The organism is Fluviicola chungangensis, assembly GCF_007558725.1.
Classification (GTDB): domain Bacteria; phylum Bacteroidota; class Bacteroidia; order Flavobacteriales_D; family Crocinitomicaceae; genus Fluviicola; species Fluviicola chungangensis.
The window spans coordinates 110382-135469 of sequence record NZ_VLPL01000002.1 but is presented as its reverse complement, the minus strand read 5'-3'; the positions used below and the strand labels follow the sequence as shown (position 1 = coordinate 135469).

The following is a 25088-nucleotide window of genomic DNA, read 5'->3' as shown; positions in this document are numbered from 1 at the left end:
AACGCATGAACTTAAACCAACTAACGGTTCCTTCCATTGACATGCCAAAATCCATTGCATTTTACCAAACTTTGGGATTGAAACTCATTGTCAAATCAGATCATTATGCGCGTTTTGAATGCCCGGACGGGACTTCCACTTTCTCCGTTCATTTGACAGATCAGCTTCCAATCGGTTCAGGAATTTCTGTGTATTTCGAATGCGAAGACCTGGATCAAAAAGTCAGGGACCTCATCCAAAAAGGAATTGATTTCGACGAACTTCCCAATGACAAATCCTGGCTTTGGCGGGAAGCATATCTGAAAGACCCGGACGGAAACCAACTCATCCTGTTTTTTGCAGGAGAAAATCGCTTGAATCCGCCATGGAGAATCCGATAAAATACAGCTACAAGCTTCGACCGGGCTATGGTTCCGATGAATTGCTGATCGAATTGGATGGAAAAGATCAACCCGATGAATTGCAAACGGACCTGATTCTGATATTGGAACAAAACGGTTTCAAACTAACCGAATTAAAAGACATTTGGCAAAATGACGAATGGTCCTTTATTTTCAGATCCCAACAAGGTGTCGTCCTGCTTTCACGAGACACCGTATGGGATTTCTTCTTTCTCATGGGTGAAAACAATCAGGCGGATATCCTGAAGCTGGATGAGATTCTTTCGAAGAATCCACTTTTCGAAAAGTTAAACGTAAACAATTCCGATTATCAATAATAACTACATTTCCTGGATATGCAAATAATAAAAACCGGACTTTTCATTCTTTTTACCCTGGTTTTCAGTGCAAAACTAGTTGCACAACCTTTCAGTCAAGACCAAATGGATTCTGTCATGTTGAAGAAATTCAAGGAATTGGGTTATCACCAAATGATCACTACCTGGAATCAAACCTGGAGCAGTTATGCCGGAAATCCGTTAAAGGATATTCAAACCTTCAATGATGCCGGGTTACGAATAGAACACTGTCACTACAATGGAATAGACTGGACACGCCACAAAAATGAGTTTGACTCAACAGGAAACCTAACGGCCTTTATTATGTACGATGAAAAAGACACGTCCATGATATTAAGTAAGTCGGTTTATACCTACACCGATTCCATGAATTTCAAGAAGGAATACTTTATCCAGGGAATCAAGCTGCTAAGTACAACAACTTATGCCTATACCTACGTAAAAGACACACTTCTGCTTATCGAAACTGAAACCCAGGCAAGCAGTTCGTTTTCAGAAAAAAGAATGTCACGGTATGTTCAAAAAGGAGATTCTTTGCAGATTTCCGAACACGTTACGTTTGATGAAAATGGAAAAATGGATGGTATTTCTGCTACTTATAAAATCAGGAGAACGGATCAAAACGGTAATTCCGTGATAACTCTGGGAAACTATGAAGCATTGATCGATAAATCATTCACGGATGACTCCATATTCAGAGCCGATCGTTTAAAAAATCCAGATAAATACATTCAGTACCAATTGGACGGGAATTATCCCTATAAATACAGCGACGATGCGCAATCGACTTACATCTATATCTCCAATCCCAAAGGAAAATTGATCAGTAGAAGAGATTACAGAAACAGACTGAATTTGTATTACAACGAAGAGGGAAAAGTAATCCGAACGGAAACCTATTCAAAAACGATACCGGAAGAAAAAGAGCGAAAAACCACCGAACAACTATTCTATTACGACAATCACGGGCTTCCGTTGAAGGTATTGGAAACCGACCTGGAATCCGGAAAAACAACCACATACACGTTTCAATTCAAGTAAGTCAACCCATGAAAAAAATAGTTACCCGTCTCATCATCGGATCGGTCCTCCTGGTTTCAGGAATCATTCTTTTCCAGTTCGGCGGTCATAAACATCATGGAAAAGGAATGATCCTGGGTATCCCCGGATTTATTCTCACAGCAGCTTATGGACTTACTTTTTTACAGGTTCGGAAACACTATTTAAAGAAACGCGAACAGGAAGATTTGCTGGATCAATAACTGTTTTCTTACCGGACACTCTCCTTTTTTGTATTTTTAGGTAATGGAAAGCCCGCAGCATTTTACCCTCAAACAAGTCGCAGAATCAATCCGAAAAACGATTGCCGAACGCTATTCGCGCACCTATTGGGTAACTGCCGAAATGCACAAACTCAACCAAACCCGCAAAGGACACTGTTACCCGGAGTTGGTCCAGAAAGAAGACGAATCCATCATCGTTGAAATGCGCGGCACGATTTGGAAACAGCACTTCGAACGCATCCAGCAAAAATTCTTTGAGATCGTTAAAGAACCGTTGCACGACGGAATGGAACTCCTGTTCCACGTGAAGATCACTTATCACCCGCTCTACAATATCGGGCTGGAAATCATCGATATTGATCCGAATTATACACTGGGTGCTTTGCAACGTGAACGCCAGGAAACTCTTGAACGTCTGAACAAAGAAGGAATCCTGAATGCCAACCAAAACCTGGAAATGGCATTGGTCCCCAAACGTTTAGCCATCATTTCCCAAGCCGACAGCAAAGGCTATTCCGATTTTGTGACCTTGCTGAACGGACACCCCAAGCGTTATCACTTCAACACATTCCTGTTTGAAGCAACGCTGCAAGGTGACGCCGCCATTACTTCCATTCAAAATCAATTGAAGCGCATAGAGAAAGTAAAGCAGCATTTTGATGCGGTTGTGATCATCCGGGGTGGCGGCGGTGAAATCGGGATGCATTGCTATAACAATTACGATCTGGCAAAAGCCATTGCAACCTTTCCGCTTCCGGTGTTAACAGGTATCGGTCACTCGACCAACCTCACCGTGTGCGAAATGATCGCTTTCCGGAACGGGATTACTCCTTCCGACATGGCTTATTTCCTGCTTCGCATTTTTGAAGAACTCGATGAACCATTGGATGAGATTTTATGGAAACTTCCCAAACAAATCCAGCATTTCATACAGGGAGTAAACAATCAGTTCGGACAGTTAACCCGCACTTTTCGGCAAGAAGTTCAAACCGCCCTTCAATCTGAAAGGAATATATTCCTAAATACCGTGAAGGACTTTGAGTTCCGGGTAAAGCACAAAATGACTCATTCGAACCAGGTGTTGTTGGAACTTCGTAATCAAATACGTTCTTCTTCTTCTTACCTGTTCGATGTTCAGCAAAACCGATTAACCAATACCGTTAATCTGCTCCAGATTCACAGCAAGTCCCTGGTAAACAGCCGCAAACAAACTCTTCACAACCAGGAAAATCAGTTGATCCGTGTCCTTCCCCGGATTCTTGAGTCCGAAGCAACGAAACTGGAACAGGCAGAATTCCACCTGAAATTACTCGACCCTTTGACAGTCATGCAACGCGGTTATGCCATCGTTACCAATGAAAAAGGAGTGCTTTCAGCAAAAAACCTGGCCAAGAGCGGAGAAGCATTGAAAATTGTGACGGAAGCACAACAGCTGGATGCGGACGTGAAGTGACCCCTTAAATTTGACGTTATAACGCAATATTACGTCACGGTACCCAAATTCCTTTTTTTCCGTAAATTTGCATTGTGAAAGAAGAAGCAGTAACATACGAAAAAGCTTACGAAGAATTACAGCAAATCATTGCGGACATCGAATCCGGAGAGATTTCCGTGGACCTGCTCTCTGAAAAAGTGAAACGCGCCGCTGCTTTGATCCAAATGTGCAAAAACAAGCTGACATCCACCGAAAACGACGTGCAGCAGATCCTGAACGATCTCAAATCCGACCAGTAAGATATACCACAAACACGGTATGGAATCTATCAGTTACTTCTACTAATTTTGCTTCACAAAATTTTCAACATCCATTCGATTCCATGAAAACACTTGCACAGATTCCCATGCATAAAAAAATGACGGTGCTCGGCATTGCCGAAGGTGAGCTCAAACCCAAGTTACTGGAAATGGGACTTTATCCCGGGAAACAAGTGGAAGTCCTGTTCAAAGCACCTTTCGGAGACCCGATCGCTGTGGACATTTCGGGTTACACTTTATCCATGCGTCTTTCTGAAGCCAACCTGATCGAAGTCGAGTAATGAAAAAAATCGCTCTTTTCGGAAATCCCAATACAGGGAAAAGTTCCCTGTTTAACAGACTGACGGGGTTACGTCAGCATGTAGGGAATTTCCCTGGAGTAACCGTCGACAAGCATTCCGGTTTTTTGACTGTTGACGGAAAGGAGCTGGAATTAATTGATTTCCCCGGTACGTACAGTATATATCCGCGAAGCAAGGATGAAGAAGTAGTATACAATGTCATTTCCAATACCAAAGACCCTAATTTTCCAGAAAAAACCATTGTGGTGTTAGACAGCACCAACTTAGAACGTAACCTTTTACTGTTTACTCAAATATACGATCTTGGTTTCAATACTGCATTGGTCCTGAATATGACCGACGTTGCAGCGAGAAATGGTTTTGAGATCAACTCCGCTGTTTTGCAAGAAGCATTCCCGGACGCGAAAATCATTCGCACCAATGCACGGATCGGAACCGGTCTTACGGAGCTGAAAGCATGGATGGCAGAAGAAAGTGTTCCGCGTGAAACCAGGCTGGATACCTTAAAGGCAAAAGATGATTTTCAAGGCCAGATAGCCGATACCAACGTCCGCTTTAAGCGCATAAAAGAACTGGTAAAAGAGGTGGTGAATAAGAACGTATCGGAAGCAGACTTTTCCACGAAACTGGACAAATGGCTCATCCACCCGGTTTTTGGTTACCTGATTTTCCTGGTGATCCTGCTGGCTATCTTTCAAACTGTTTTTACGCTGGCATCCTATCCGATGGATTGGATCGATCTGGGCACCTCATCGCTAGCCTCCTGGTTGGGGACAATGATGCCGGAAGGAGTGTTTACTTCCCTGATAGTTGATGGAGTAATTCCCGGAATCGGCGGCGTTTTGATCTTCATTCCCCAAATTGCATTGCTCTTTTTCATGCTTGCCATCCTGGAAGAAACGGGTTACATGGCACGCGTGGTCTTTATTACGGACAAACTGATGCGTCCATTCGGACTCAACGGGAAAAGTGTGGTCCCTTTGTTATCAAGTGCGGCATGTGCAATCCCGGGAATTATGGCTACCCGAACGATCAGCTCCTGGCAGGAACGGCTGACAACGATTCTGGTCGCACCCCTGATCAGCTGTTCCGCCCGCTTACCCGTCTACACCTTGTTAATTGCATTGGTCATTCCTTCGAAAACGCTGGCCGGATTTCTGAATCTCCAGGGATTGGTCCTTTTCGGATTGTATCTGCTTGGCGTTGTTTCTGCCTTGCTTGTTGCCTGGATAATCAAACAATTTTTCAAAAAGAAGGAATTGAGCGTTTTCCTGTTGGAAATGCCTCCATATAAAAGTCCCCGCTGGGGAAATGTGGGGATTGAGGTCTTTCAAAAAGTGAAAATTTTCGTTCTGGACGCAGGAAAAATCATCTTGGCCATTTCTATTATCCTGTGGGCTTTGGCAAGCTTTGGTCCCGGAAAAGACATGGAAAAGTATGCAAAAACAGTTCCTGCACCGCGTGCTCAAACCGAAGAAGTAATGGCCGATTATGAAAGCAAGGTAGCTTCCGTCAAACTGGAGCATTCCTACATGGGACACCTCGGAAAATTCATTGAACCCGTCATTGAACCCTTGGGGTATGATTGGAAAATGGGAATCTCATTACTCACCTCTTTTGCTGCCCGCGAAGTATTTGTCGGATCGCTGGCCACCATTTATTCCGTGCACGAAGCAGACGATAATCCCAAGCAATTGATAGATAAACTGAAAGCTCAAAAACGGACGGACGGAACCCCAACCTATACTTTAGCCAGCGGACTCTCGCTATTGGTCTTTTATGTCTTTGCAATGCAATGTATGGCTACCCTTGCGGTTGTCAAACGGGAAACAAAATCCTGGAAATGGCCCATCATCCAAGTTGGGTATATGGGGGTTTTGGCCTATTTTGGCGCGTATATCACTTTTAATCTATTTAGCTGATGCAAATCGTTTTAGTCATCGTAACCGTTTCCGCAGCGATTTTCTATTTGATTCGCCGGTTCTACTTGACCTCTCAGCGGAAAAAGCAGTCGGGCTGCGAGAAATGCGGCTTGAATCCAAACGCAAAAAGCGCGGTTCACTGACGACAAATTTTACAGAATAAATCCTTCGGAATTCCTTTTCAGCAAAGGGTTATTCTTAATATCGCGAACATGCCTCGGGAAAGCAAAATTGTAACCAATCCGAGAATCCGGAGTTTGATTTAGACAAACCCATTTTCCAAAACTTATGAAACCAATTCGACTCCTGCTGGCAACGCTTTGCTACCTTCCTGTAGTCAGCGCCCAGACCAATTATCACTTACAGGTTGTAACCAATCAAAACCAACCTGCCGCAAACCTTTCTGTCCGGTTTGTTGAATCGACCACTTTTGAACGCATTGAAAACAAAACCAATGCTTCCGGAGTACTGGACCTGGTTTTTGATCATGGCGAATTGTGGATCGGGTCCATTGGTGAGATGAATAATTGCCTTTGGGTGGAATCCCGGGGGAAGGGAACAGCAAGCAGCCACATCACCTACGACCTGGAAGTTTGGGAACGCGAAAACCGCATCTTACCGGATCGATCCACCATCGTGTTTAAAAAAACACCTCAAAAATATCCTTCTATGCCCCGTCCGGACGCCGCACATTGTGCATTAAAAATCGTCGTGGCCAGCCGGGAAAACAAACCGCAGGCAAATGTCCCGGTAAGTCTCACCTGCTTCGCATTGGCGGAACAATTCACCGGCACAACCAATGCCAGCGGAGAATGCATTTTTCTTGTTCCGAATAAAAACGATTACGAAATTGACGTAGCTGATATCAATTCCATGGATTGGGCAGATTTTGGAGATGAATCTATGGCACGAACAGCTTTCCTCACTTATGAAAAAAAGGCATTTACAGAAAAAAAGGAAGGAAAGTATACGGTTCAAATCCTTCCCTCCGGAATTAAACCAAGCAGTTCCCATGCGACTGTTGATTTAACCATTCGCAAAGGTGGTTATCCAATTGCCAACGAGCCAGTTTATTTGAAATCGGTCGGCAGTTCGATCAAATATAAAGGGAAAACAGACGCAAGCGGGAAAGTTGTATTCATGCTTCCTTTAAAAACTAAATACGTGGTTGATTTTACTTTTCAACGTGATGCAAGTGTATTGGATTTAAGCAGAATGAAAGGATTTGCCACTATGGGAAAAACGATTAATTACATTCCCGATCCACGCCTGGAAAACATCGAATCCTTCATTCCGCGGGTAAAGGATTTGGTAGCTTTGGACGTCAACGATTTTGTAACAGCTCAATACCCTTCAAGTGATAACGAGGTCGACCTGTTCCTAAAATGGGGGAATAAATTCAATGCTTCTTCCAAGGAAGCTGTCCTGGAAGTTGGTTTTAAAGTGAACGCCAAAAACAAAAAAGCATTCGTTCCAAAGAACCTCCTGCTTGTAATCGATGTTTCCGGGTCCATGTCGAATGACAACAGGCTCGAATTGTTGAAAAACACCCTCATTGAATTGATCGGCCGGATGTCTTCGCAAGACCGAATCGGCATTGTGGCTTTCGACGATCAGGTGTACAAACCCCTGCCTTCTCAATTCATCACCAACAAAACAGCTATTTGTGATATTATCCGTGCTTTGCAGCCGATGGGAGGAACCACTATTTCCATTGGTTTCGAAGAGGGACTCAAGCAGTTGGAAGCCAATAAAAAACCAAACATGGTCAATCGCCTGATCTTACTTTCGGACGGTTATGGCGGTGATGAACCCGAACTATCTGTAAACCTGGCAAAAACTTATGCTGCAAAAGGGTTGCAAATTTCGGCAATCGGTGTTGGCTATGATTACAATGCGGCCCTGTTGGAACAATTGGCAACCATCGGAGGCGGAACTTTGCAGATGGCCGGAGATCCTTCACACTACAACCAGGCATTCTTAAAAACCTTTGATGGGATTATTGATCCGATCGGGACAGATGTCAAACTCGAAATCCTGTTCAATGATCAAATTGTTTACCGCCAATTGCTGGGATATCAAAATGCGAAAGTAAATGCAGGAAAAGTAACGGTTGACATCGACCACTTGTTCCCGGGTTTACAAAAAATGGCTCTCGTGAAAATGGATATCATCCATTCCACTCCGGCAATCGAGCAACAAAAAGTACTCGCTCGCTTAACCTATACCGATCCGGTGAGTAAGAAGCAAAAAGTGGTGGAAAAAGAACTGTCCCCTGAATGGAGCACGGCAACCGGTTTGCTGGATATGACGCTTGACATGAATCACAAGCGCATGATGGCTGTAGCGATCGTAAACCAAAGCATGAAACTAATGGCCGAAAAATTCACTTCCGGAGATAAAGCGGGAGCCGAAAAAGCCGCCAAAGAAGGGGTTACGCAAATCCAAAAGCTCTTCCCGCAAGCCATTCCGGGCGATTTGAAAGGATTGTTTGAAAAATTAGAGGAATATGTGAGTGTTTTTGAGCAATTACGCACAGAACCATAAGGACACACATCACATCTCACACTGCCCCTTAAAAGATGTCTATCCATTTTTTAAGGGGCTTTTTGATTATTTGTAGTACTTTTCGGTATGATTTTCTTACTTACCGGCGGCGCTCTTTTATTCGCCGTTCTTCTAATTTTCCTGATTCTACGCAATCAGCTGATCCGCTCCCGGAACCTGGTGGACGCGGCTTTCGCAGACATGGATGTGCAATTGCTGAAGCGTCATGAATTGATTCCGAAGCTGGTTCAGATTGCAGCCGGTTATGCCAAACACGAAGCTGTTTTATTGGAAGAACTTGCAGAGAAGCGAACGGGAATTTGGGACAAAGACGATCAGTTTCCGCAAATTTTAACTAAAATCAACGCGATTAAGGAAGCTTATCCTGATTTGAAAGCCGATCAAACTTTTGAAAAACTGCTTTTTCAGATCACAGAAACACAAAATCACCTGCTTTACTCCCGGCAATTTTACAACGGTACTGTGGAAGCGTATAACTCCCTGCAGGAAAAAATTCCATACAGTTGGTTCGCCAAAAGCAATCAACACACCAAACGCAATTACGTTCAAGCAAAATCCGAACAACATGAGATCCCTAAATACCCCATTTAAGATTCTTCGATCCCTCTTTACAGGTTTACTCCTGGTGCTAAGCGTTCAGGCAAGTGCCCAGAATGAAGAAAGAGAACGCATCATTTATTTCGATGCCGTATACCAGGTGCAGCAAAATTGCAGTATGCGTATTACAGAACGGATTACGATTTACTGCGGTTTAGACCAAATCAATCATGGAATTTACCGCGATATCCCTTTGAGTTACGATTATGAAGGAGGAAGAACAGATGTGGATTTTAACTTCATCTCTCTGAAACGCGACGGTGAGACTGAAGATTATCACACAGAAAACATGGATAATGGCCTTCGAACCTATTTCGGAAGCAAAGAAACCACCTTATCCATAGGAAAGCACACTTATGAATTTACTTACGAAGTAAATCACGTGTTGCGCCTTTTAAAAGATGTCGACGAATTGTACTGGAACACCAACGGGAACGGCTGGTTATTTACTATCGATTCTTTGCGCGCAACCGTGCAGTTGCCTGCCGGAATCGCATTCAACAAATTCACCGCATATACGGGAACAGCGGGAGCTGCCGGAAAGAATTTTTCCGTGGTTCAGACTAAAGACAATGAATTGGTCTACAGAACCAAGGGGCTATTATGGAACGAAGGATTAACTTTTGCGGCTTCCTGGGACAAAAACAAATTGACATATCCTACTCCCATGGATAATTTCCTGTATTGGGTCAAATCCCATGCACTGTGGGTATTACTCTTATTCATGGTGTTTTTTATGGTACTGCGCAGCCTGCTTTTATGGCATCGTTATGGCCGCGATCCGAAACCGGGAACCATTATGCCGCAATACGACGCTCCCGAAGGATTTTCACCGGCAGATGTATACGCGGTTATGAACCGGGGAGTAGTTACTTCTACTGCATTCACCGGGCAAATCGCTTCTTTGGGAACAAAAGGCTGGATGAAAATCAAACAAGAAAACAAGCAAGGTTCACCCCAATATACGTTTACCAAATCCGAGGACCCGAAACAGAATTTAACCTCAGCAGAAAACCAGGTGTATCAGGCATTTTTCTCAAATAAAGACTCCTTTACGTTTTACGAGAACACATACAATGCCCACTTGAAAAAGGGTATGGATGACCTGCAAAGAAACATTGCCGAAAGTCATAAGGAGAAATACCGGAAACTAAATGCACACATTAACGGAACCCAATACCTGTATTTATTCGGATTCATTCTTTTGGCCTTTGGTCTGAAATTCCTGTTTGGAGGATCTTATGTGCTTATTGGAGTTATGGCGGTACTTGGCATCGGGATCAACTTGCTTTTCGGGTATTTGCTGGAGCAACCGACACCGCAGGGCCGGAAAGTCATGGATCACATATTGGGGTTGAAACTCTTCATTCAATACGCTGATAAAAAACGCATTCAATTCAACAATCCTCCGGACCTCAATTTCGAAACATTCGAGCGGCTTCTTCCCTATGCCATTGTTTTAGGTTTAGCCAAAGAATGGGAAGGTCAGTTTAATCCGGTGGAATTGCAAAGGGGTTACGGAATGACCGGTTACTGGTATGCCGGAATGGGAATGTACGGATTCTCTCATTTTAATTCGAACAGTTTTTCTTCTGCAATCTCTTCATCTGCTACACCACCGAGCTCTTCTTCCGGAGGATCTTTCTCGGGCGGTGGTGGATTTTCCGGAGGTGGCGGCGGAGGTGGCGGAGGTGGCGGTTGGTAAAACTACTTCTTACTGACCAGCGTATCATTCAGAACCAATACATCCAAGGCGGATTCCCGGAATAAGGCCACTGCTTCTTCCGGAGTTTCCACGATCGGCATGCCTTTTTTGTTAAAGCTGGTATTGAGTAAAACTCCTGTGCCGCTTTCTTCCTGGAAAGCCCGGATCAACCGGTAGAACAGGGGATTCCAATTTTTATCTACCGTTTGTACACGTGCTGTTCCATTTACGTGAGTCACATTTTTCAACTCTTCCAGGTACTCGGGTTTGGTGTGATCAATCAAAATCATGTACGGACTTTTCCTTCCCGAACGAAAATACTTTGAAGCCAATTCAGGGAGAACAGCCGGGGCAAACGGGCGGAAATCTTCCCTGAATTTAATGTTTGCGTTGATGTGATCCCCCAATCCTTCGATTCCCGGATGTGCCAGGATACAGCGATGTCCCAGGGCACGCGGCCCAAACTCACAACAGTCCTGGAACCAACCGACCGTTTTTCCTGCCGCCAAACTTTTTGCGGTTACCGCAAGCATTGCTTTTGTTTCCAGCTGCCGGATTGTCCAGTTTTCAGGCACCAGCTTCAACGCATTCCGGATTTCTTCTTTCGAATAGGTTTTACCGAAACACGTATTTCCGTGATGCTTTACTTTCCTTTTTTTCAAAACTTCCAGCCAGCCATAATATGCACAACCCAGAGCTAAACCATTGTCTCCCGCAGCCGGTTCCAGGTAAAAATTATGTACGATTCCGTCATTCAGCAAAAAAGCGTTCGCTACTGCGTTTAAGGCAACACCGCCACTATAACACACCTTTTCATGCGGAAAACGCTTTAGGCGGTCTTTAAAACAGGCTGTGACTGCTTTTTCAACCTGTTTCTGGGCCCAATATGCTACATCTGCATAATATTGGAAATGCGCTTTGAAAAAGGAATATCCTGTTGAAGGCATTTTCAACGCATCCTGCCAGTCGGTGCGGACCAGTAACGAGCCCTCACTGAATTCGAAGGCTTCTTTTTCAATCAACCCTTCTTTTCCATACGGGGCCAGGCCCATCAACTTCCCCACATCGTCCATGTTTCCGAAAACATACTGACTGACTGCAGCATAAAATCCACCGATCGAATGGCTGGTAACGGGAAGTTTCAGAACATCGGAAGAACCGGACTCAACCGGGCTGAAATCCTTGAAAAGCGGGACCAGGTTTTGTCCGTCGAAATGATAAAAGCTATCCTTCTCGCACCACAGGTTTTTTTGCGCCAAATCTTCCAGGTTTTCCGGGTAAACTGTTCCGTGTGAAACATCCATGCATTGCTGATAAGGACTTCCGCAACCATCGATAACCATCACCACACATTCGTCGAAATCACACGTTCCGACTGCACTATAAGCATGTGCTAAGTGGTGTGAAATACTGATTAGTTTCGGATGAGTTGTTCCGGCAAACAACCGTTTCCCGTGAAACCTATCCCGGTCCGGAATTTCAAAATTCGCCGTTTGAACAACCAAGTCTACCTCTTCCAGGGAAATTCCTTCCGTATCCAGGCAGTATTGAATGGCATCCGTATCGTTTCCGCCATCGTGCTTGATGCGGGTAATGCGTTCCTTTTCGATCGCAACACAAACAACTCCGTCCTTTAGCAGAACAGCAGATCCGTTGTGTGAAAGTCCTGTTCCCAGGACGTAAATGGGTTTTGACATGAATAGCGGTTTATCGGCAGTTAATGAATCTCAATCTTCGTCTTCATCCTCTTCCAGCCATTCGAAGAACGAATCCAGGTTATCCCGGTCTTTACGTGAAGGACGCCCTGTTCCATATTCACGGTAAACACTTTGCGCCGCCTGGTATGTTTTGAATTTTTCCAGTTCCAACGGATCCGTAATATCAATCAAGTAATCTGCAACCAATTTCGCCCCAACTCTCCGATCCAGCAGATCTTTGATCTTGTAGCTGAATGTTGCGTTGTTTTTGATAATTGAAACCGTATCACCGATCTTCACTTCTTTGGAAGGTTTTACGGGCATATCGTTCAACTTGATCTTATTTCGCTGAACGAGTTCTGTGGCCAGTGTCCGGGTTTTCGCCAGGCGCACAAACCACACGTATTTATCTATTCTTAAGCTCATCCTGTAATTTTTTCGGCAACGACGAAACCACCAAATCGTAAGAATGTACGATCAACTCTTTTATGAGTGAGTCATCGACCAATCCTTCAAGTGAAACGGTGTTCCAATGTTTTTTGCTCATATGGTAACCCGGCTGAATCCCGTCGTAACGCTCACGCAGTTCAATGGCCTTTTCCGGATCACATTTTAAATTGATTCCCGTAGGATCTTCCACATCCACCAACGCAAACATTTTGTTTTGCACCTTGATTACAAGCGTGCGTTTATCAAACGGAAAAGTTTCCGTAGCCCCGGGAAGCTGAAAACAGAAATGGATTAATTCATCAAAATGCATGTCGGAAAGGTAAATAGAATTCCAATTCCGATAGCTATCGCAGATTAAAATACTAAATTCAGGACTTTTAATTCCAGTCTTCTTCATATGGTCCCAATCGGTATTATCTCCATAGTTTGTTTGTTCTTGTTTCTGGGATGGAAATCCTATCGCAAGGCCGCTCACCCGAAATGGCTGGTTCCGCAAGAACCCTTTCCGTTAGAATGGCGTGGGATTTTGAACTCGGAAGTATTGTTTTATGCTTCGTTAGAGGAAAGCGAAAAAACGCGTTTTGAATACAAAGTACAGGAATTTTTACTCAATTGCAGAATCACCGGGATAAAAACCGAGGTGAGTTTAACAGACAAACTGCTCGTGGCTTCCAGCGCAATCATTCCGATCTTTGGTTTTGACTCCTGGAAATACACCAATATCCGGGAAGTATTGCTTTACCCGGCAATGTTTGATGAAAACTATCAGTTCGAGGGAGAATCGGACCGCAGAATTTTGGGAATGGTAGGAAACCAAAGCATGGAAGGAATCATGATCCTGTCGAAAGAAGCATTGCGATTGGGCTTTAAAAACGAATCAGACAAACACAACACGGCCATTCATGAATTTGTGCACTTAATTGATAAGTCGGACGGTGAAATTGACGGACTGCCGAAAGTGCTGATGGACAGGAAATATGCTCTTCCCTGGATTGATTTGATGAACAAAGAAATTGAGCGGATTTACGAAGGGAAATCGGACATTAATCCATACGGAGCTACCAATCGCGCTGAGTTCTTGTCCGTAATCAGCGAATACTTTTTCGAACGTCCGAAATTATTGGAGGAAAAGCACCCGGAACTGTATGCATTATTGGAAAAAATCTTCAATCAGCAACCAGCCGACCAAAGTATCACGCGAAGAGCAAAAACCATCGGAAGAAATGATCCCTGTGTTTGTAACAGTGGCAAAAAATTTAAGCATTGCTGTGGAAGCGTGCATTATACAAAAAAAATCGGTGCTTAATCCTTTTTCTTAGCCGGGAAATTGGTTAACTTTCGGATATAAATTCAATCTTATGCACCGGTTATCCATCATCATGCTTTCATTCATGGCTCTTTTTGCAGCCAATTGTTCCAAAAAAAAGGTAGAACCCGAGCAACCCTCCCCACCGGTAGATTACCGCGAACAATACACAGGAAATTACACGACTCTTTGGCATTCCACTTACTGGCAAATGTCAGGCTTTACTTTCGACACGACGTATACGTATACCAGTCAGGTAATGCTTGGAGACGCGTCAAATACGCTGAAATTTCTGTGGAATGATAACACCTATCACGAATTTAAAGTGACCGAATCCGGAAAAATACTTTTCTGCGATTCTGTTGAAATTGGCAGTTTCACTACTAATCATTTCGAGTTCGAATACAATGACGATACTTGTCAGCCAGGTCCCTTGGGTGAAAGCTACAGTTACCATTTGATCGGAGACAGGTAAGGGTGTTTTTGTCCTATTTGAAGTACTTTAACCTCAAATCGTCTGTGAAGTTCTACCGCATTTTTCTTCTGATAGGCGCGCTCTTTACCTGTTCAGCAAATGGACAAAAGAAACCGGCTCCCTGTTTTGAAATTCTCGAGTATGGCAGGAACAAGGGCGAAATCTATGAAAATGCCAAATACATTGTCGCAGACAGGTGGGGTATTCATTTCAAGCGTATTGCACAATGCTTGATATCGAAAGAACTGAAAGATAGCGTAGAAGTCTTCAACCATCATTCAGATCTTTTAATCGCTCTGAAGTATGGAAAAAACTGGCAGCAACTATTTGACAAAGAAACCCAAAAAGAACAAGAACTAATAGAAAAATTCATCTCACACATAAGAGCCCTGGAGTATATTTCCAGGCTGGATTCGACATTTACAAAAAAAAATGACCCGGTTCATTATCTGATCTATCCTTATTCCACTTTCCGCTCCGAAAAGAAATACGAAATATTCGTTTATGGTTGGGGAAGTATAGACGGAAAAGAGGACATTGTCTGCTATTACAAATTCAAACTGTATAGAAACAGAAAAAAAATAGTACTTGTAACGGATAAACCTTCTTTTCTTTTTGAACAATAAACTCGTTCAAACAGTACAATGGATTTATCAGTAAAATTCATTCCGTACCTTTGCATGGTACAATTTCTTTAAGAATGTCAGAACAAGTCACTTTCTGTAACGATCTATTTAATCGCGAGCGCTTCGAGACACGGGAAGTAATCATCGGGAAAACGGCTATCGGTGGGAAAAATCCTATCCGGATCCAATCAATGACAACCACCGATACGTTGGATACCATGGGTTCTGTCGAAGAATCCATCCGGATGATTGATGCAGGTTGCGAATTGGTTCGTTTGACAGCACCTTCCAAAAAAGAGGCTGAAAATTTACGTGCAATCAAAAACGAGCTTGTTAGACGCGGTTACGACACCCCATTGGTGGCAGACATTCACTTTACCCCAAACGCTGCCGAAATCGCCGCAAAACTGATTGAAAAAGTGCGTGTCAACCCGGGCAATTATGCAGACAAAAAGAAATTTGAAGAAATTGATTACACCGAAGCAAGTTACCAGGCGGAGTTAAAACGAATTGAAGAAAAATTCACCCCGCTTGTTTTGCTTTGTAAAGAACATGGAACCGCAATGCGGATAGGTACCAATCACGGTTCTCTCTCTGATCGGATTCTCAGCAGATTCGGCGATACCCCGGAAGGGATGGTTCAGTCGGCCATGGAATTCATTGACATCTGTAGAAAAAATGATTATCATGACCTGGTTATTTCCATGAAAGCAAGCAATACCCTGGTGATGGTCCAAGCTTACAGGTTGCTGGTAAAAACAATGAAAGAGCAGGGAATGAATTATCCTTTACATTTGGGAGTAACCGAAGCAGGCGACGGGGAAGACGGAAGAATTAAATCAGCGGTTGGAATCGGTGCATTACTGGAAGATGGCTTGGGAGATACGATTCGGGTTTCTTTAACCGAAGATCCTGAATTCGAAATTCCGGTTGCCCGGAAGCTTGTTCAAAAATTTCAGTCAAAACCGGATTACAAACTAAATTATTCATCCAAAATAAAACTGGATTATTTTCAGCATAACAAACGCTTAACCAATCCATTATTAAATATCGGTGGAAGTAATACTTCAATTGTTTTTTCCGACCTGTCAAAGAAAGAAAACATCGTTTCAACTAATTTTTTCGGATTTGGTTACACTTATTCCAGACAACTAGACAAGTGGAACATTTCTGACCAGGCAGCCGACTTTGTTTACCTTGGAGATCGATCGATCGACTTTGAAATTCCCGGAACACTGCGCCTCATTCAAAACTACAATACCTGGAAAAAATACCGTAGGCCGGACGCCTATCCGCTTTGCACACTGGAAGAGTACCGTCAAAACAAACCGGTCGGATTGATCTTTTTACTTCTTGACCTTGATGTAGAAATCAACGTTTCCGAACTTCCCAAGGAGCAGACCGTCTACATCATCGAAACAAAAAAGCATCAAAAAACACAGATTATCCGCAAATTTCAACATGAATTAGCGGAATCAAAAAATCAAGTGCCTATTATTCTCAAATTGAGTTATGAACTTGAAGAGCTGGAGATGTTACAACTATATGCCAGTTCCGATGCCGGCATTCACTTTATTGATGGGTTTGCCGACGGTCTTTGGATCACGGCTCCTCAGTCATTAATTGATCTCAACAGCCTTTCTTTCGGAATTCTTCAGGCTACACGCACACGCATTTCCAAGACAGAATACATTTCATGTCCTTCTTGCGGAAGAACCTTGTTTGATCTACAGGAAACCACTGCTAAGATCAGGGAACGGACATCTCATCTGAAAGGAATTAAAATTGGTATCATGGGATGTATTGTGAACGGCCCGGGAGAAATGGCCGACGCAGATTACGGATACGTGGGAACCGGTCCCGGAAAAATCAACTTGTATAAAGAAAAAACCGTCGTGAAAAAAAATGTGTCCGAGAAAGAAGCTGTCGATGCTTTGATCCAACTGATCCGGGAACACGGAGATTGGATTGAACCGAACAAATAAAACTGAAAAATTCTAACGGTTATGAAAGCATTTCTATACTTTATTCTGTTCATTTCAATCGACACATACAGCCAGACAAATTCCATCGACACTTACAAAAAACAGATCAAATTGGATTCAGTTGAGCTGATAAGGACCCAACTAAGGATTCGATCCCTTGAAAAAGAATTGGAATCACTAAAATCAGAATCAGAAAACATCCAAATTCTAATAGACCAATTGAAACACGAAAATATTTTGTTAGAACAACTCATGAAACGATATCTTCAACAAATAAATCCCCAACCGGAAAAGTCATCTGGCAAATAGTGTTCAATCTGGATCAAACTACAAAACCGCTCAAAACGTTAAAAATTTCACCTGATTTCCTGCCACTTCTCTGTTGTAACAAGGTGTTTCCCTTCCAAACACAAAAAAAACCCTTCAAAGGGCTTAAAAACACTATTTCTTGCGGAAAATATAGATCTGAGAGCTCGACAAACCTTCCTTAGCCTTTAGGTTGGATAAAAAACCAATTCTCATGGCTTTCAGCAAGGAACCGCCCCGGTATTTTTCGCTGAGCATAGAAACATAGTAACTATCGAATTTCATCGGAAGCATTTTCTCAAATTTCAACCCTTTGGATTCAACTAAAGGAATAATTGATTTTGGAGAAAAATGATACAAGTGTCGTGGAACATCATAGGCCGCCCAATACTCTTTGTAGTATTGTGCATCAAAAGAGGTATAATTCGGAACGGCTATAATCAAAACTCCATTTTGGTTTACCAATGAAGTGATCTTCTCCAGATCCGGTTGAAGGTTATAAACATGCTCCAACACATGCCACATAGAAATGATATCGAATGATTCACTCAAATCATGAAGCAAGCTAAGATCTTTCAGCTCAATTCCATTTTCCGATAGTGCAACCCTCCGAGCATCCTCATCTGGCTCCAATCCCAAAACAGTATACCCGGATTCTTTCGCTGCGGCCAGGAAGTGACCGGTCCCGGCACCAATGTCCAACAAATTCTTTCCATTAGAAAGTCCCTTCAAAAGAGCAATTTTCTTCTTTAAGGTATATGTCCGCACCCAACCGTAAACCTTATTAACGAATCCTTTCTTGGTAGAGCTGTGCGAAACATACGCTTCCGACTTATAGTAATCACCGATTCTATCCAGACTTGGTCTGGGATTTGTAAACAACAAACTGCAGGAATCGCACAATTCCAACTTGAATTCTTCCTTCGAAAGAAAATGATCTTTCACGGCTAAATATGTACTAAACGAGTGCGCTCCACATGAAGGGCAAGCGGTTTGATTTAAATGTTCCACGTGAAACTACCTTCCTAAATGAATTAATAAAACTGAAATATCGCTAGGGGAAACCCCACTAACTCTTGATGCCTGACCAATCGTTACAGGCTTAATCTTACTTAATTTTTCCTTTGCTTCCGTAGATAAGGATTTTAACAGCGAATAATTTGTTCCGGCAGGAATAGAGACCTCCTCTAACCTGGATAGCTTTAGCGCTACTTCTTCCTCACGCGCAATATAGCCCTCATACTTGAGAAGGATTTCAGCTTGTTCCACCGCATCCTCATGTTCCACGTGTAACCTATCAGCCAACTCACGCACACTCTGACTCATTTCCAACACATGTTCCATCGTGACATGCGGTCGGGTAAGTACAGAAGCCAATTTGACCTGCTGAGAAAGCGGAGAGCTTCCAACCAAATCCAAAACCGGATTTGCCACTTCCGGGCTAACACCCTCTTTACGCAAAGCACCTATCAGTTCTTTCGCGGCATTCACTTTTCTGTTTACCCTGTCCATTGCATCCTGATCCTGCAAACCGAGTTCAAATGCAACAGGTGTCAAACGAACATCTGCATTGTCCTGGCGCAACAAAATACGATACTCAGCACGTGAAGTAAACATCCGGTATGGCTCCTGAGTTCCTTTCGTAATCAAATCATCAATCAACACCCCGATATAAGCTTCACTTCTTGACAAAATAAACGGGTCTTTCTCTTGCACCTTTAAGGCAGCATTTATTCCAGCCATTAATCCCTGGCAAGCCGCCTCCTCGTATCCGGTTGTCCCGTTGATTTGCCCTGCAAAATAGAGCCCATCAATCAATTTTGTTTCCAACGTATGTTTTAGTTGTGTGGGAGGAAAGTAATCATACTCAATTGCATAACCCGGACGAAACATCTTTGCTTGTTCAAATCCGGGAATAGAACGCAAAGCCTTTAACTGGACATCCTCAGGTAAACTGGTAGAAAAACCGTTGACATAGATCTCAACAGTATTCCATCCTTCCGGTTCAACGAAAATCTGGTGTCTATCACGATCTGCAAATCGATTAATCTTATCCTCGATACTCGGACAATATCTCGGCCCACTACTTTTGATAGCCCCATTGAACATCGGTGAACGATCAAAACCTTCCCGTAACAATTCATGGGTGAGGGTAGAGGTATAAGTAATGTGACATGCACGCTGAACTTTTAACGCTTCCGTATTACCATAAGAAAACTTGCTTGGGTTTTCATCTCCATCTTGCAATTCCATCTTAGAATAATCCAATGACCTTCCATCCACCCGTGGAGGCGTTCCGGTCTTCATCCTTCCGGACTCAAAGCCGAGTGCAACCAAATCCTCAGTAATTCCAGTTGCGCCCTTCTCACCGATTCTGCCCCCGCCAAATTGCTTTTCACCCAAGTGGATCAAACCATTCAGGAACGTACCATTTGTTAAAACAACCGCCTTTCCGTATACAGGAATTCCCATCGATGTTCGAACACCGATAATGGACCCATTTTCAACAATCAACCCATTGCACATGTCTTGCCAAAAATCAACATTCGGGTTTCGTTCCAAAAGCAAACGCCACTCTTCAGCAAATTTCATCCGGTCATTTTGAGTTCGTGGCGACCACATTGCAGGACCTTTTGATCGATTCAGCATGCGAAATTGAATGGCCGACAAATCGGAAACAATTCCGGACCCACCACCAAGCGCATCAATCTCACGTACAATTTGTCCTTTTGCCACACCGCCCATCGCAGGATTGCAACTCATTTGGGCAATGGTATTCATATTCATTGTAATCAACAACACCGAGCTACCCAGTTTTGCAGCTGCATTCGCAGCCTCGCAACCAGCATGTCCGCCACCCACTACAATGACATCATAATTTTTCAACATATTATTTCATGTTTCACGTGGAACAAAATTACTATCATCCCGGTAAGCCTTCAAATGTTCCACGTGAAACTTACGTAACATTAACATTTCATCCTTACAAACAGAGGGCACCAAGCTCCTCGTTCACCTTAAATGTTTCACGTGAAACCTTCGGAGTTCCAACATTTCGTTTTCCTTCAACCTCATTAACCTTTCATCGTCGGATGATTTATCCTTATACCCACACAAATGCAACAAACCGTGCACACACACTCGATGTAATTCATCCTGAAAAGGCACATCAAACTCATCAGCATTGTCTTCAACCCGATCCACACTAATAAACAAATCGCCCGACACCAAATCGCCCTGTGTATAGTCGAACGTAATGATATCCGTATAATAATCGTGTTGCAAGTATTCCTTGTTCATCTCAAGCAAATGTTCATCCGAACAAAAAACAACTGAGATTTCCCCCAAATTCTTCGATTCGTTCTCACACACCTGCGAATACCATGCAAACAAAAATTCCGGATTTACACCCGGAACTTCTTCTATATCTTCAAAAAAAACATCTACCATTATCTATTAAAAAAAACGCTGACCTCATTCCCTGTATCATTGAACATCACTTCGTCAGCTAAATTTCTCATTAAGAAAATTCCTCTTCCATTTTCTTTTTCCAAGTTTTCGGGAGCAGTAGGGTCGGGGAGGTGTTGGTGGTCGAACCCCTTTCCTTCATCACAAATTCTAAAACCGAAACCGTCGCTTGTTTCATAAAACTCCAACTTCACCTCTTTACTTACATGCATTGAGTTCCCATGAATAATTGCATTGTTCACTGCCTCAGTAACCGCGATCAATACATTTCCATACATGTCTTCATCTATACCTACTGTTTGACAAGCCTTGTCGATCATTGACTCAACTACCGGCAAATTATTCAATTCTGAAGGAATGCTTAACGAATCAATTAAAGTAAACCCTTCTTTCATTCTTCTAATTTAATGTTCTACGAATGCTAGAACCGATTGAAGTATTTACCTGCTTTGTCTTTATAATACTTTGTCAACAAAGGATCAACTGCACGCAACAACTCAACTTGTCCAAGCTTGTTACGCTTATACTCATCAAATCGAATAAGGTTACCATAATCCGTGTTTTTTCCGGAAGTAGATTCTCTTTTTTCTTCAAAACCTCTTTCTTTCAAGGCTTTCTCACTTTCCAGTAAGCGCGTTAAGATATCTTGCTGACGGCGGATCATCTCCGGAGAGAATTGTTTATTGATCAATTGTTTCTCCTGCTCCTCCAGTTCCTTAATCAAAGGGTTCAGTTGGTTTCCTTTCCCTTTTCCCTCTTTATTCATTTCGTTGCGCATTTGCTCCAAACGTTGGCGAATAGCCGTTTGCTGCGCAGCCATTTTAGCAACTTCTTTATTTCCCAAACCAGGCATTCCCTGGTTCCCTTGTCCGGGTTTATCTCCGGGTTGCTTCCCTCCAGGGTTGGGCCCTTTCTTCATTTGCTCCAATTGCTTCTTCAGCATTTCCTTCATATCATCGGAAGACATTTGACCTCCACTTGGTTTTTGTCCGGCACCTCCCGGATTATCACACGATCCATTACCCGGCTTCTGCTGTTGAGCTTGCTGTTGCATCGATTGCAAACTCTCATTCAACATCAGCGCCAGGTTGTTGTAGCTGGTCATCACATATTGCTGATGTTGCTGCATTCCCCTACGGTTATGCTCACCGATCTCATTTGTAATCAACCCGAAGTTTGAACGAATATCTTTCAGTTCCTTATCAATAAAAGGAGCAATTTTTGTCTGACGTTTTGCAAGAGCCATCAAACTATCCTCAATCAGCTTGTTGTCATCAATAATACTTCGCTGCTTTCTTCCCAATTTGTTGTAGTACGGATCTATGTCCTTCACCTTTCCAAACCGGTTCATGACATACTCCTGGTCGAAACTCAAGGACATCAGATTCTCCAACAACAAACGAATTAAGCTCATATCTTCTTCGTTTTGTTTTTTGTTCGCTGCTTCCTGCTGATTATTCAGTTGGTCCGAAAGTTCCTTCATTTTCTCGGCAGCTTTCTTTTGGTTCTCTCCGGCCTTTCCCTTTTTACCTTGATCCAACTTACTCTTTGCACCACTCATTTCATCTGAAATTTCCTGCTGCTCCTGGTCAAAGGAATCCATCGGCATTGGACGCTCCAATTCCTCATTCAGCTTTTGAAGTTCCTGCATGTCTTTCTTCAAATCATCAAACTTCTTGTTGAGTTCATCTTGCTTCTTTGAACCATCCTTTTCCGAAATCTTCTCTTCTTTAAGCTCTTTTTCCAACTTTTCCTGTTCCTCGGCCAATTGATCCAATTCTTTCTCGAGATCGTCAATCTTTTCATTTACCTGCAAACGTTTCAACATTTCCATGGTCCGATCTAATTGCTTTTTCATCTCATCACTCGAAGCATCCAGTTTATCGGTTTCATTCTTCATCTGTTGCTGATCATTTTTTTCCATCAGCTTCTCCAACTCATCCAACAACTTCTTCAACTCGTCGTCCATTACTTCCTTCAGCAATTCTTCGATTAGCTCCTGCTGTTTCAGCAACTCTTCATCCTGTTCACTTAATTGATTCTTCTCTTCGTTACTTGCGTCCAACTTATCCTTTATCGATTGCAATTCTTCCTGCAACGACTGCTGTTGTTGCTTCAAGGATTGCACTTGCTCCATATTCTTAAAATCACTCTTTGATTTATTCATCAGGGATTTTTGCAGCTTATTGACATCTTTTTGAAATTGCTCAGTTTTCTTAAAAACATCTTTCAATGCATTTTTTAACTCTTTTTGAACTTCATCCCGTTTCTCGTTCAGGTTCGTAAGTGTCGGTAACTCATAAACAAAGTTTTGCGAAGAAGTGCTTTTCGACCCATTCACTCCATCGTTGTCAAAGACTTGGAAGTGATAAGAAATCTTGTCCTCAACATCAATGTTATCCCGGCTAAAATCAACGGCAAAAGAGAATTTGTCACTGGTAGAGGTATAGGTGTCCACCAACATTTTCCGTTTCAGTTCAGACCCGTTCTTTTTCTTTATCGTGTACATGAAATACAAAGAACTCAGACCATAATCATCCGAAATTAATCCTTCAAATAAACGGATAGATGCCTTAACGGAATCCACACTTTCCGAGACCAAAATAGCGGGGTAGGCATCTTTAATTACATGAATCTGAATATTGGATGTGTCCAGCAAATTCAAGTATTTATTTTTCAGTACAAAATTCACATATGAATCGTCTTTATAAACAGACTCAAAATTTCCGGCAGATCCTTCAAACTGTTTAGAAAGTCCCTTGCCGAAAACCTTAAACCAACTCACATTCCGTGCTTCCACATGCCAGTCCACCCGGGTTCCTTCCGGAAGGTCCAGGTCAGCAATATTTAATAAACGTTCGTCTCTCTTCTTCAAATACTTGGGATAATGAAGCGTAGCAACCACCTTTCCAAGCGAAGCGTTTCCCAGCACTTGAACCTGAAACACCTTCGATTCATACCCTTCGCTTTCGAAATGGAATACCAGGTCAGATTTTAAATTATCGATCGGGAAGGCGAGGCGGTTCTTACGGACCTTATTCATCTTGTATCGGCCGCGATTAGAAACCAGGAATACATGCTCCGGAACATACAAACCCGTGATATCAACCTCAACGTTGTACGAACTTCCTTCACGCAGTTTGTCCTTTTTATTTACCAGGTTAAAATCAAACGGGGCTTCCTGTGCCTGGGAAAAGTGGACCACATTGGAAGAACCTTTGGTAATCCATCCAGGTGCGAAAACCGCAATTGTTCCAAATACAAGGATAATCGGAATAACATACTTTAAATACCGCTTTGACTCTTCATAACGAACAGCCTCTTCAAACTTAACGGCCAACAATTCATTAGACTTTTGAGATACACTTGCGCGAATCAATTCAAAACTGCGGTCATCTTCATTTACGATTTCATTCAATTGAAGGGTATTGAGCAAACGGTCAGAAACGTTTGGGAAAAAAGACCCGATAATGCGCGCTGCTTGTGTCCGGTTGATCCGTTTTCCAAATGAATACAGCCGCATAATTGGAAGTGCAAAATAACGTACCAGTAAATAGCCGTTCATTCCAAGGAATAAAATCAATAAAATAAAGCGCACCGAGCTGGGAAAACGGCCAAAGTATTCCAGGACACTCACCGTTAACCAGGAGGCCAATAAAAAGCCAACGACGATCAACACACCCTTTAAGATTTCACTCTTGTAATACTTCCGGATGAAGGCGTCTATTTGCTCAATTAAGCGATCAAAAGCTGACATAAAAACAATTCTTATTCGAATAACTTACTAAAGTAGAAAAGTTCACACAGAACCTCTTATTTAAATTCTAACCGGCTGTACACTTAATTCATAAAAAAGGTTAATCTTTCCTCCTTTCCATGCGCATTGATTTTGCAGGATCAGCTC

23 protein-coding genes are annotated in these 25088 nt (G+C 42.8%); 15 read left to right on the top strand and 8 right to left on the bottom strand.

Features of this window, described 5'->3' with window-relative positions; genetic code table 11:
* The first annotated feature begins 5 nt into the window (after nt 1-5).
* From FO442_RS04255 to FO442_RS18675, 11 genes are all read left to right on the top strand, one after another.
* Nucleotides 6-380: a VOC family protein gene (locus FO442_RS04255; protein WP_144331913.1), complete on the top strand. Its 375-nt coding sequence runs from the start codon at nt 6-8 to the stop codon at nt 378-380.
* The gene (locus FO442_RS04250) at nt 365-718 is read left to right on the top strand and encodes a hypothetical protein (RefSeq protein WP_144331912.1); all 354 of its coding nucleotides are present in this window, start codon (nt 365-367) and stop codon (nt 716-718) included. The genes FO442_RS04255 and FO442_RS04250 overlap by 16 nt, the downstream gene beginning before the upstream one ends.
* Nucleotides 719-736: 18 nt before the next feature.
* Nucleotides 737-1780, top strand: coding sequence for a hypothetical protein (locus tag FO442_RS04245; protein WP_144331911.1), 1044 nt, complete (start codon nt 737-739; stop codon nt 1778-1780).
* Nucleotides 1781-1788: 8 nt separating this feature from the next.
* Nucleotides 1789-2001, top strand: a complete 213-nt coding sequence (locus FO442_RS04240) for a hypothetical protein (RefSeq protein WP_144331910.1) — start codon at nt 1789-1791, stop codon at nt 1999-2001.
* Nucleotides 2002-2044: 43 nt separating this feature from the next.
* Nucleotides 2045-3475 carry an exodeoxyribonuclease VII large subunit gene (xseA, locus tag FO442_RS04235; protein WP_144331909.1) on the top strand — a complete coding sequence of 477 codons (1431 nt, stop codon included), beginning with the start codon at nt 2045-2047 and terminating at the stop codon, nt 3473-3475.
* 74 nt (nt 3476-3549) lie between these two features.
* Entirely contained in the window at nt 3550-3756 is a 207-nt protein-coding gene (xseB, locus tag FO442_RS04230; protein WP_144331908.1) for an exodeoxyribonuclease VII small subunit, read from the top strand.
* A gap of 83 nt (nt 3757-3839) precedes the next feature.
* A complete protein-coding gene (locus FO442_RS04225; protein ID WP_144331907.1) occupies nt 3840-4058 on the top strand; it encodes a FeoA family protein in 219 nt (72 codons plus the stop codon).
* Nucleotides 4058-6001 carry a ferrous iron transport protein B gene (feoB, locus tag FO442_RS04220; RefSeq protein ID WP_144331906.1) on the top strand — a complete coding sequence of 648 codons (1944 nt, stop codon included), beginning with the start codon at nt 4058-4060 and terminating at the stop codon, nt 5999-6001. Before FO442_RS04225 ends, feoB begins: the two co-directional genes overlap by 1 nt.
* Nucleotides 6002-6289: 288 nt before the next feature.
* Nucleotides 6290-8548 (top strand): vWA domain-containing protein, encoded by a 2259-nt coding sequence (locus FO442_RS04215; RefSeq protein ID WP_144331905.1) that lies wholly within the window; start codon nt 6290-6292, stop codon nt 8546-8548.
* Between the two features lie 87 nt (nt 8549-8635).
* The gene (locus FO442_RS04210; RefSeq protein WP_144331904.1) at nt 8636-9160 is read left to right on the top strand and encodes a LemA family protein; all 525 of its coding nucleotides are present in this window, start codon (nt 8636-8638) and stop codon (nt 9158-9160) included.
* Nucleotides 9135-10871: a DUF2207 domain-containing protein gene (locus tag FO442_RS18675; protein ID WP_186279888.1), complete on the top strand. Its 1737-nt coding sequence runs from the start codon at nt 9135-9137 to the stop codon at nt 10869-10871. The genes FO442_RS04210 and FO442_RS18675 overlap by 26 nt, the downstream gene beginning before the upstream one ends.
* Nucleotides 10872-10873: 2 nt before the next feature.
* Here FO442_RS18675 and FO442_RS04200 read toward each other — a convergent pair whose 3' ends face one another.
* The 3 genes from FO442_RS04200 to FO442_RS04190 are packed head-to-tail and all read right to left on the bottom strand — an operon-like array spanning nt 10874 to nt 13328.
* Nucleotides 10874-12568, bottom strand: a complete 1695-nt coding sequence (locus tag FO442_RS04200; RefSeq protein WP_144331903.1) for a carbamoyltransferase family protein — start codon at nt 12566-12568, stop codon at nt 10874-10876.
* A 30-nt stretch (nt 12569-12598) separates the two neighbouring features.
* The gene (locus tag FO442_RS04195; RefSeq protein ID WP_144331902.1) at nt 12599-12994 is read right to left on the bottom strand and encodes an RNA-binding S4 domain-containing protein; all 396 of its coding nucleotides are present in this window, start codon (nt 12992-12994) and stop codon (nt 12599-12601) included.
* Nucleotides 12975-13328 (bottom strand): MmcQ/YjbR family DNA-binding protein, encoded by a 354-nt coding sequence (locus FO442_RS04190; RefSeq protein WP_144332320.1) that lies wholly within the window; start codon nt 13326-13328, stop codon nt 12975-12977. The genes FO442_RS04195 and FO442_RS04190 overlap by 20 nt, the downstream gene beginning before the upstream one ends.
* 87 nt (nt 13329-13415) lie before the next feature.
* Here FO442_RS04190 and FO442_RS04185 point away from each other — a divergent pair, with 87 nt between their 5' ends.
* The 4 genes from FO442_RS04185 to ispG all read left to right on the top strand — a co-directional run bounded on the left by FO442_RS04185 (nt 13416) and on the right by ispG (nt 17410).
* The gene (locus tag FO442_RS04185) at nt 13416-14324 is read left to right on the top strand and encodes a zinc-dependent peptidase (protein WP_144331901.1); all 909 of its coding nucleotides are present in this window, start codon (nt 13416-13418) and stop codon (nt 14322-14324) included.
* Between the two features lie 52 nt (nt 14325-14376).
* Nucleotides 14377-14799, top strand: a complete 423-nt coding sequence (locus FO442_RS04180) for a hypothetical protein (protein ID WP_144331900.1) — start codon at nt 14377-14379, stop codon at nt 14797-14799.
* A 44-nt stretch (nt 14800-14843) separates the two neighbouring features.
* The gene (locus tag FO442_RS04175) at nt 14844-15425 is read left to right on the top strand and encodes a hypothetical protein (protein WP_144331899.1); all 582 of its coding nucleotides are present in this window, start codon (nt 14844-14846) and stop codon (nt 15423-15425) included.
* A gap of 74 nt (nt 15426-15499) precedes the next feature.
* Nucleotides 15500-17410 (top strand): (E)-4-hydroxy-3-methylbut-2-enyl-diphosphate synthase, encoded by a 1911-nt coding sequence (gene ispG / locus FO442_RS04170; RefSeq protein WP_186279886.1) that lies wholly within the window; start codon nt 15500-15502, stop codon nt 17408-17410.
* 441 nt (nt 17411-17851) lie between these two features.
* Here ispG and FO442_RS04165 read toward each other — a convergent pair whose 3' ends face one another.
* From FO442_RS04165 to FO442_RS04145, 5 genes are all read right to left on the bottom strand, one after another.
* A complete protein-coding gene (locus FO442_RS04165; RefSeq protein ID WP_186279884.1) occupies nt 17852-18661 on the bottom strand; it encodes a class I SAM-dependent methyltransferase in 810 nt (269 codons plus the stop codon).
* 72 nt (nt 18662-18733) lie between these two features.
* The gene (gene mnmG / locus FO442_RS04160; RefSeq protein WP_144331896.1) at nt 18734-20605 is read right to left on the bottom strand and encodes a tRNA uridine-5-carboxymethylaminomethyl(34) synthesis enzyme MnmG; all 1872 of its coding nucleotides are present in this window, start codon (nt 20603-20605) and stop codon (nt 18734-18736) included.
* Nucleotides 20606-20728: 123 nt separating this feature from the next.
* A complete protein-coding gene (gene ybeY, locus FO442_RS04155) occupies nt 20729-21166 on the bottom strand; it encodes an rRNA maturation RNase YbeY (protein WP_144331895.1) in 438 nt (145 codons plus the stop codon).
* Entirely contained in the window at nt 21166-21579 is a 414-nt protein-coding gene (locus FO442_RS04150) for an ATP-binding protein (RefSeq protein ID WP_144331894.1), read from the bottom strand. Before FO442_RS04150 ends, ybeY begins: the two co-directional genes overlap by 1 nt.
* 26 nt (nt 21580-21605) lie before the next feature.
* Nucleotides 21606-24941 carry a hypothetical protein gene (locus FO442_RS04145; RefSeq protein ID WP_144331893.1) on the bottom strand — a complete coding sequence of 1112 codons (3336 nt, stop codon included), beginning with the start codon at nt 24939-24941 and terminating at the stop codon, nt 21606-21608.
* Between the last annotated feature and the right edge of the window lie 147 nt (nt 24942-25088).

Coding starts and splice junctions, on each gene's coding strand:
- FO442_RS04255 (WP_144331913.1), top strand. CDS start 6: ATGAACTTAAACCAACTAACGGTTCCTTCCATTGACATGCCAAAATCC.
- FO442_RS04250 (WP_144331912.1), top strand. CDS start 365: ATGGAGAATCCGATAAAATACAGCTACAAGCTTCGACCGGGCTATGGT.
- FO442_RS04245 (WP_144331911.1), top strand. CDS start 737: ATGCAAATAATAAAAACCGGACTTTTCATTCTTTTTACCCTGGTTTTC.
- FO442_RS04240 (WP_144331910.1), top strand. CDS start 1,789: ATGAAAAAAATAGTTACCCGTCTCATCATCGGATCGGTCCTCCTGGTT.
- xseA (WP_144331909.1), top strand. CDS start 2,045: ATGGAAAGCCCGCAGCATTTTACCCTCAAACAAGTCGCAGAATCAATC.
- FO442_RS04225 (WP_144331907.1), top strand. CDS start 3,840: ATGAAAACACTTGCACAGATTCCCATGCATAAAAAAATGACGGTGCTC.
- feoB (WP_144331906.1), top strand. CDS start 4,058: ATGAAAAAAATCGCTCTTTTCGGAAATCCCAATACAGGGAAAAGTTCC.
- FO442_RS04215 (WP_144331905.1), top strand. CDS start 6,290: ATGAAACCAATTCGACTCCTGCTGGCAACGCTTTGCTACCTTCCTGTA.
- FO442_RS04210 (WP_144331904.1), top strand. CDS start 8,636: ATGATTTTCTTACTTACCGGCGGCGCTCTTTTATTCGCCGTTCTTCTA.
- FO442_RS18675 (WP_186279888.1), top strand. CDS start 9,135: ATGAGATCCCTAAATACCCCATTTAAGATTCTTCGATCCCTCTTTACA.
- FO442_RS04200 (WP_144331903.1), bottom strand. CDS start 12,568: ATGTCAAAACCCATTTACGTCCTGGGAACAGGACTTTCACACAACGGA.
- FO442_RS04195 (WP_144331902.1), bottom strand. CDS start 12,994: ATGAGCTTAAGAATAGATAAATACGTGTGGTTTGTGCGCCTGGCGAAA.
- FO442_RS04190 (WP_144332320.1), bottom strand. CDS start 13,328: ATGCATTTTGATGAATTAATCCATTTCTGTTTTCAGCTTCCCGGGGCT.
- FO442_RS04185 (WP_144331901.1), top strand. CDS start 13,416: ATGGTCCCAATCGGTATTATCTCCATAGTTTGTTTGTTCTTGTTTCTG.
- FO442_RS04180 (WP_144331900.1), top strand. CDS start 14,377: ATGCACCGGTTATCCATCATCATGCTTTCATTCATGGCTCTTTTTGCA.
- ispG (WP_186279886.1), top strand. CDS start 15,500: ATGTCAGAACAAGTCACTTTCTGTAACGATCTATTTAATCGCGAGCGC.
- mnmG (WP_144331896.1), bottom strand. CDS start 20,605: ATGTTGAAAAATTATGATGTCATTGTAGTGGGTGGCGGACATGCTGGT.
- ybeY (WP_144331895.1), bottom strand. CDS start 21,166: ATGGTAGATGTTTTTTTTGAAGATATAGAAGAAGTTCCGGGTGTAAAT.
- FO442_RS04150 (WP_144331894.1), bottom strand. CDS start 21,579: ATGAAAGAAGGGTTTACTTTAATTGATTCGTTAAGCATTCCTTCAGAA.
- FO442_RS04145 (WP_144331893.1), bottom strand. CDS start 24,941: ATGTCAGCTTTTGATCGCTTAATTGAGCAAATAGACGCCTTCATCCGG.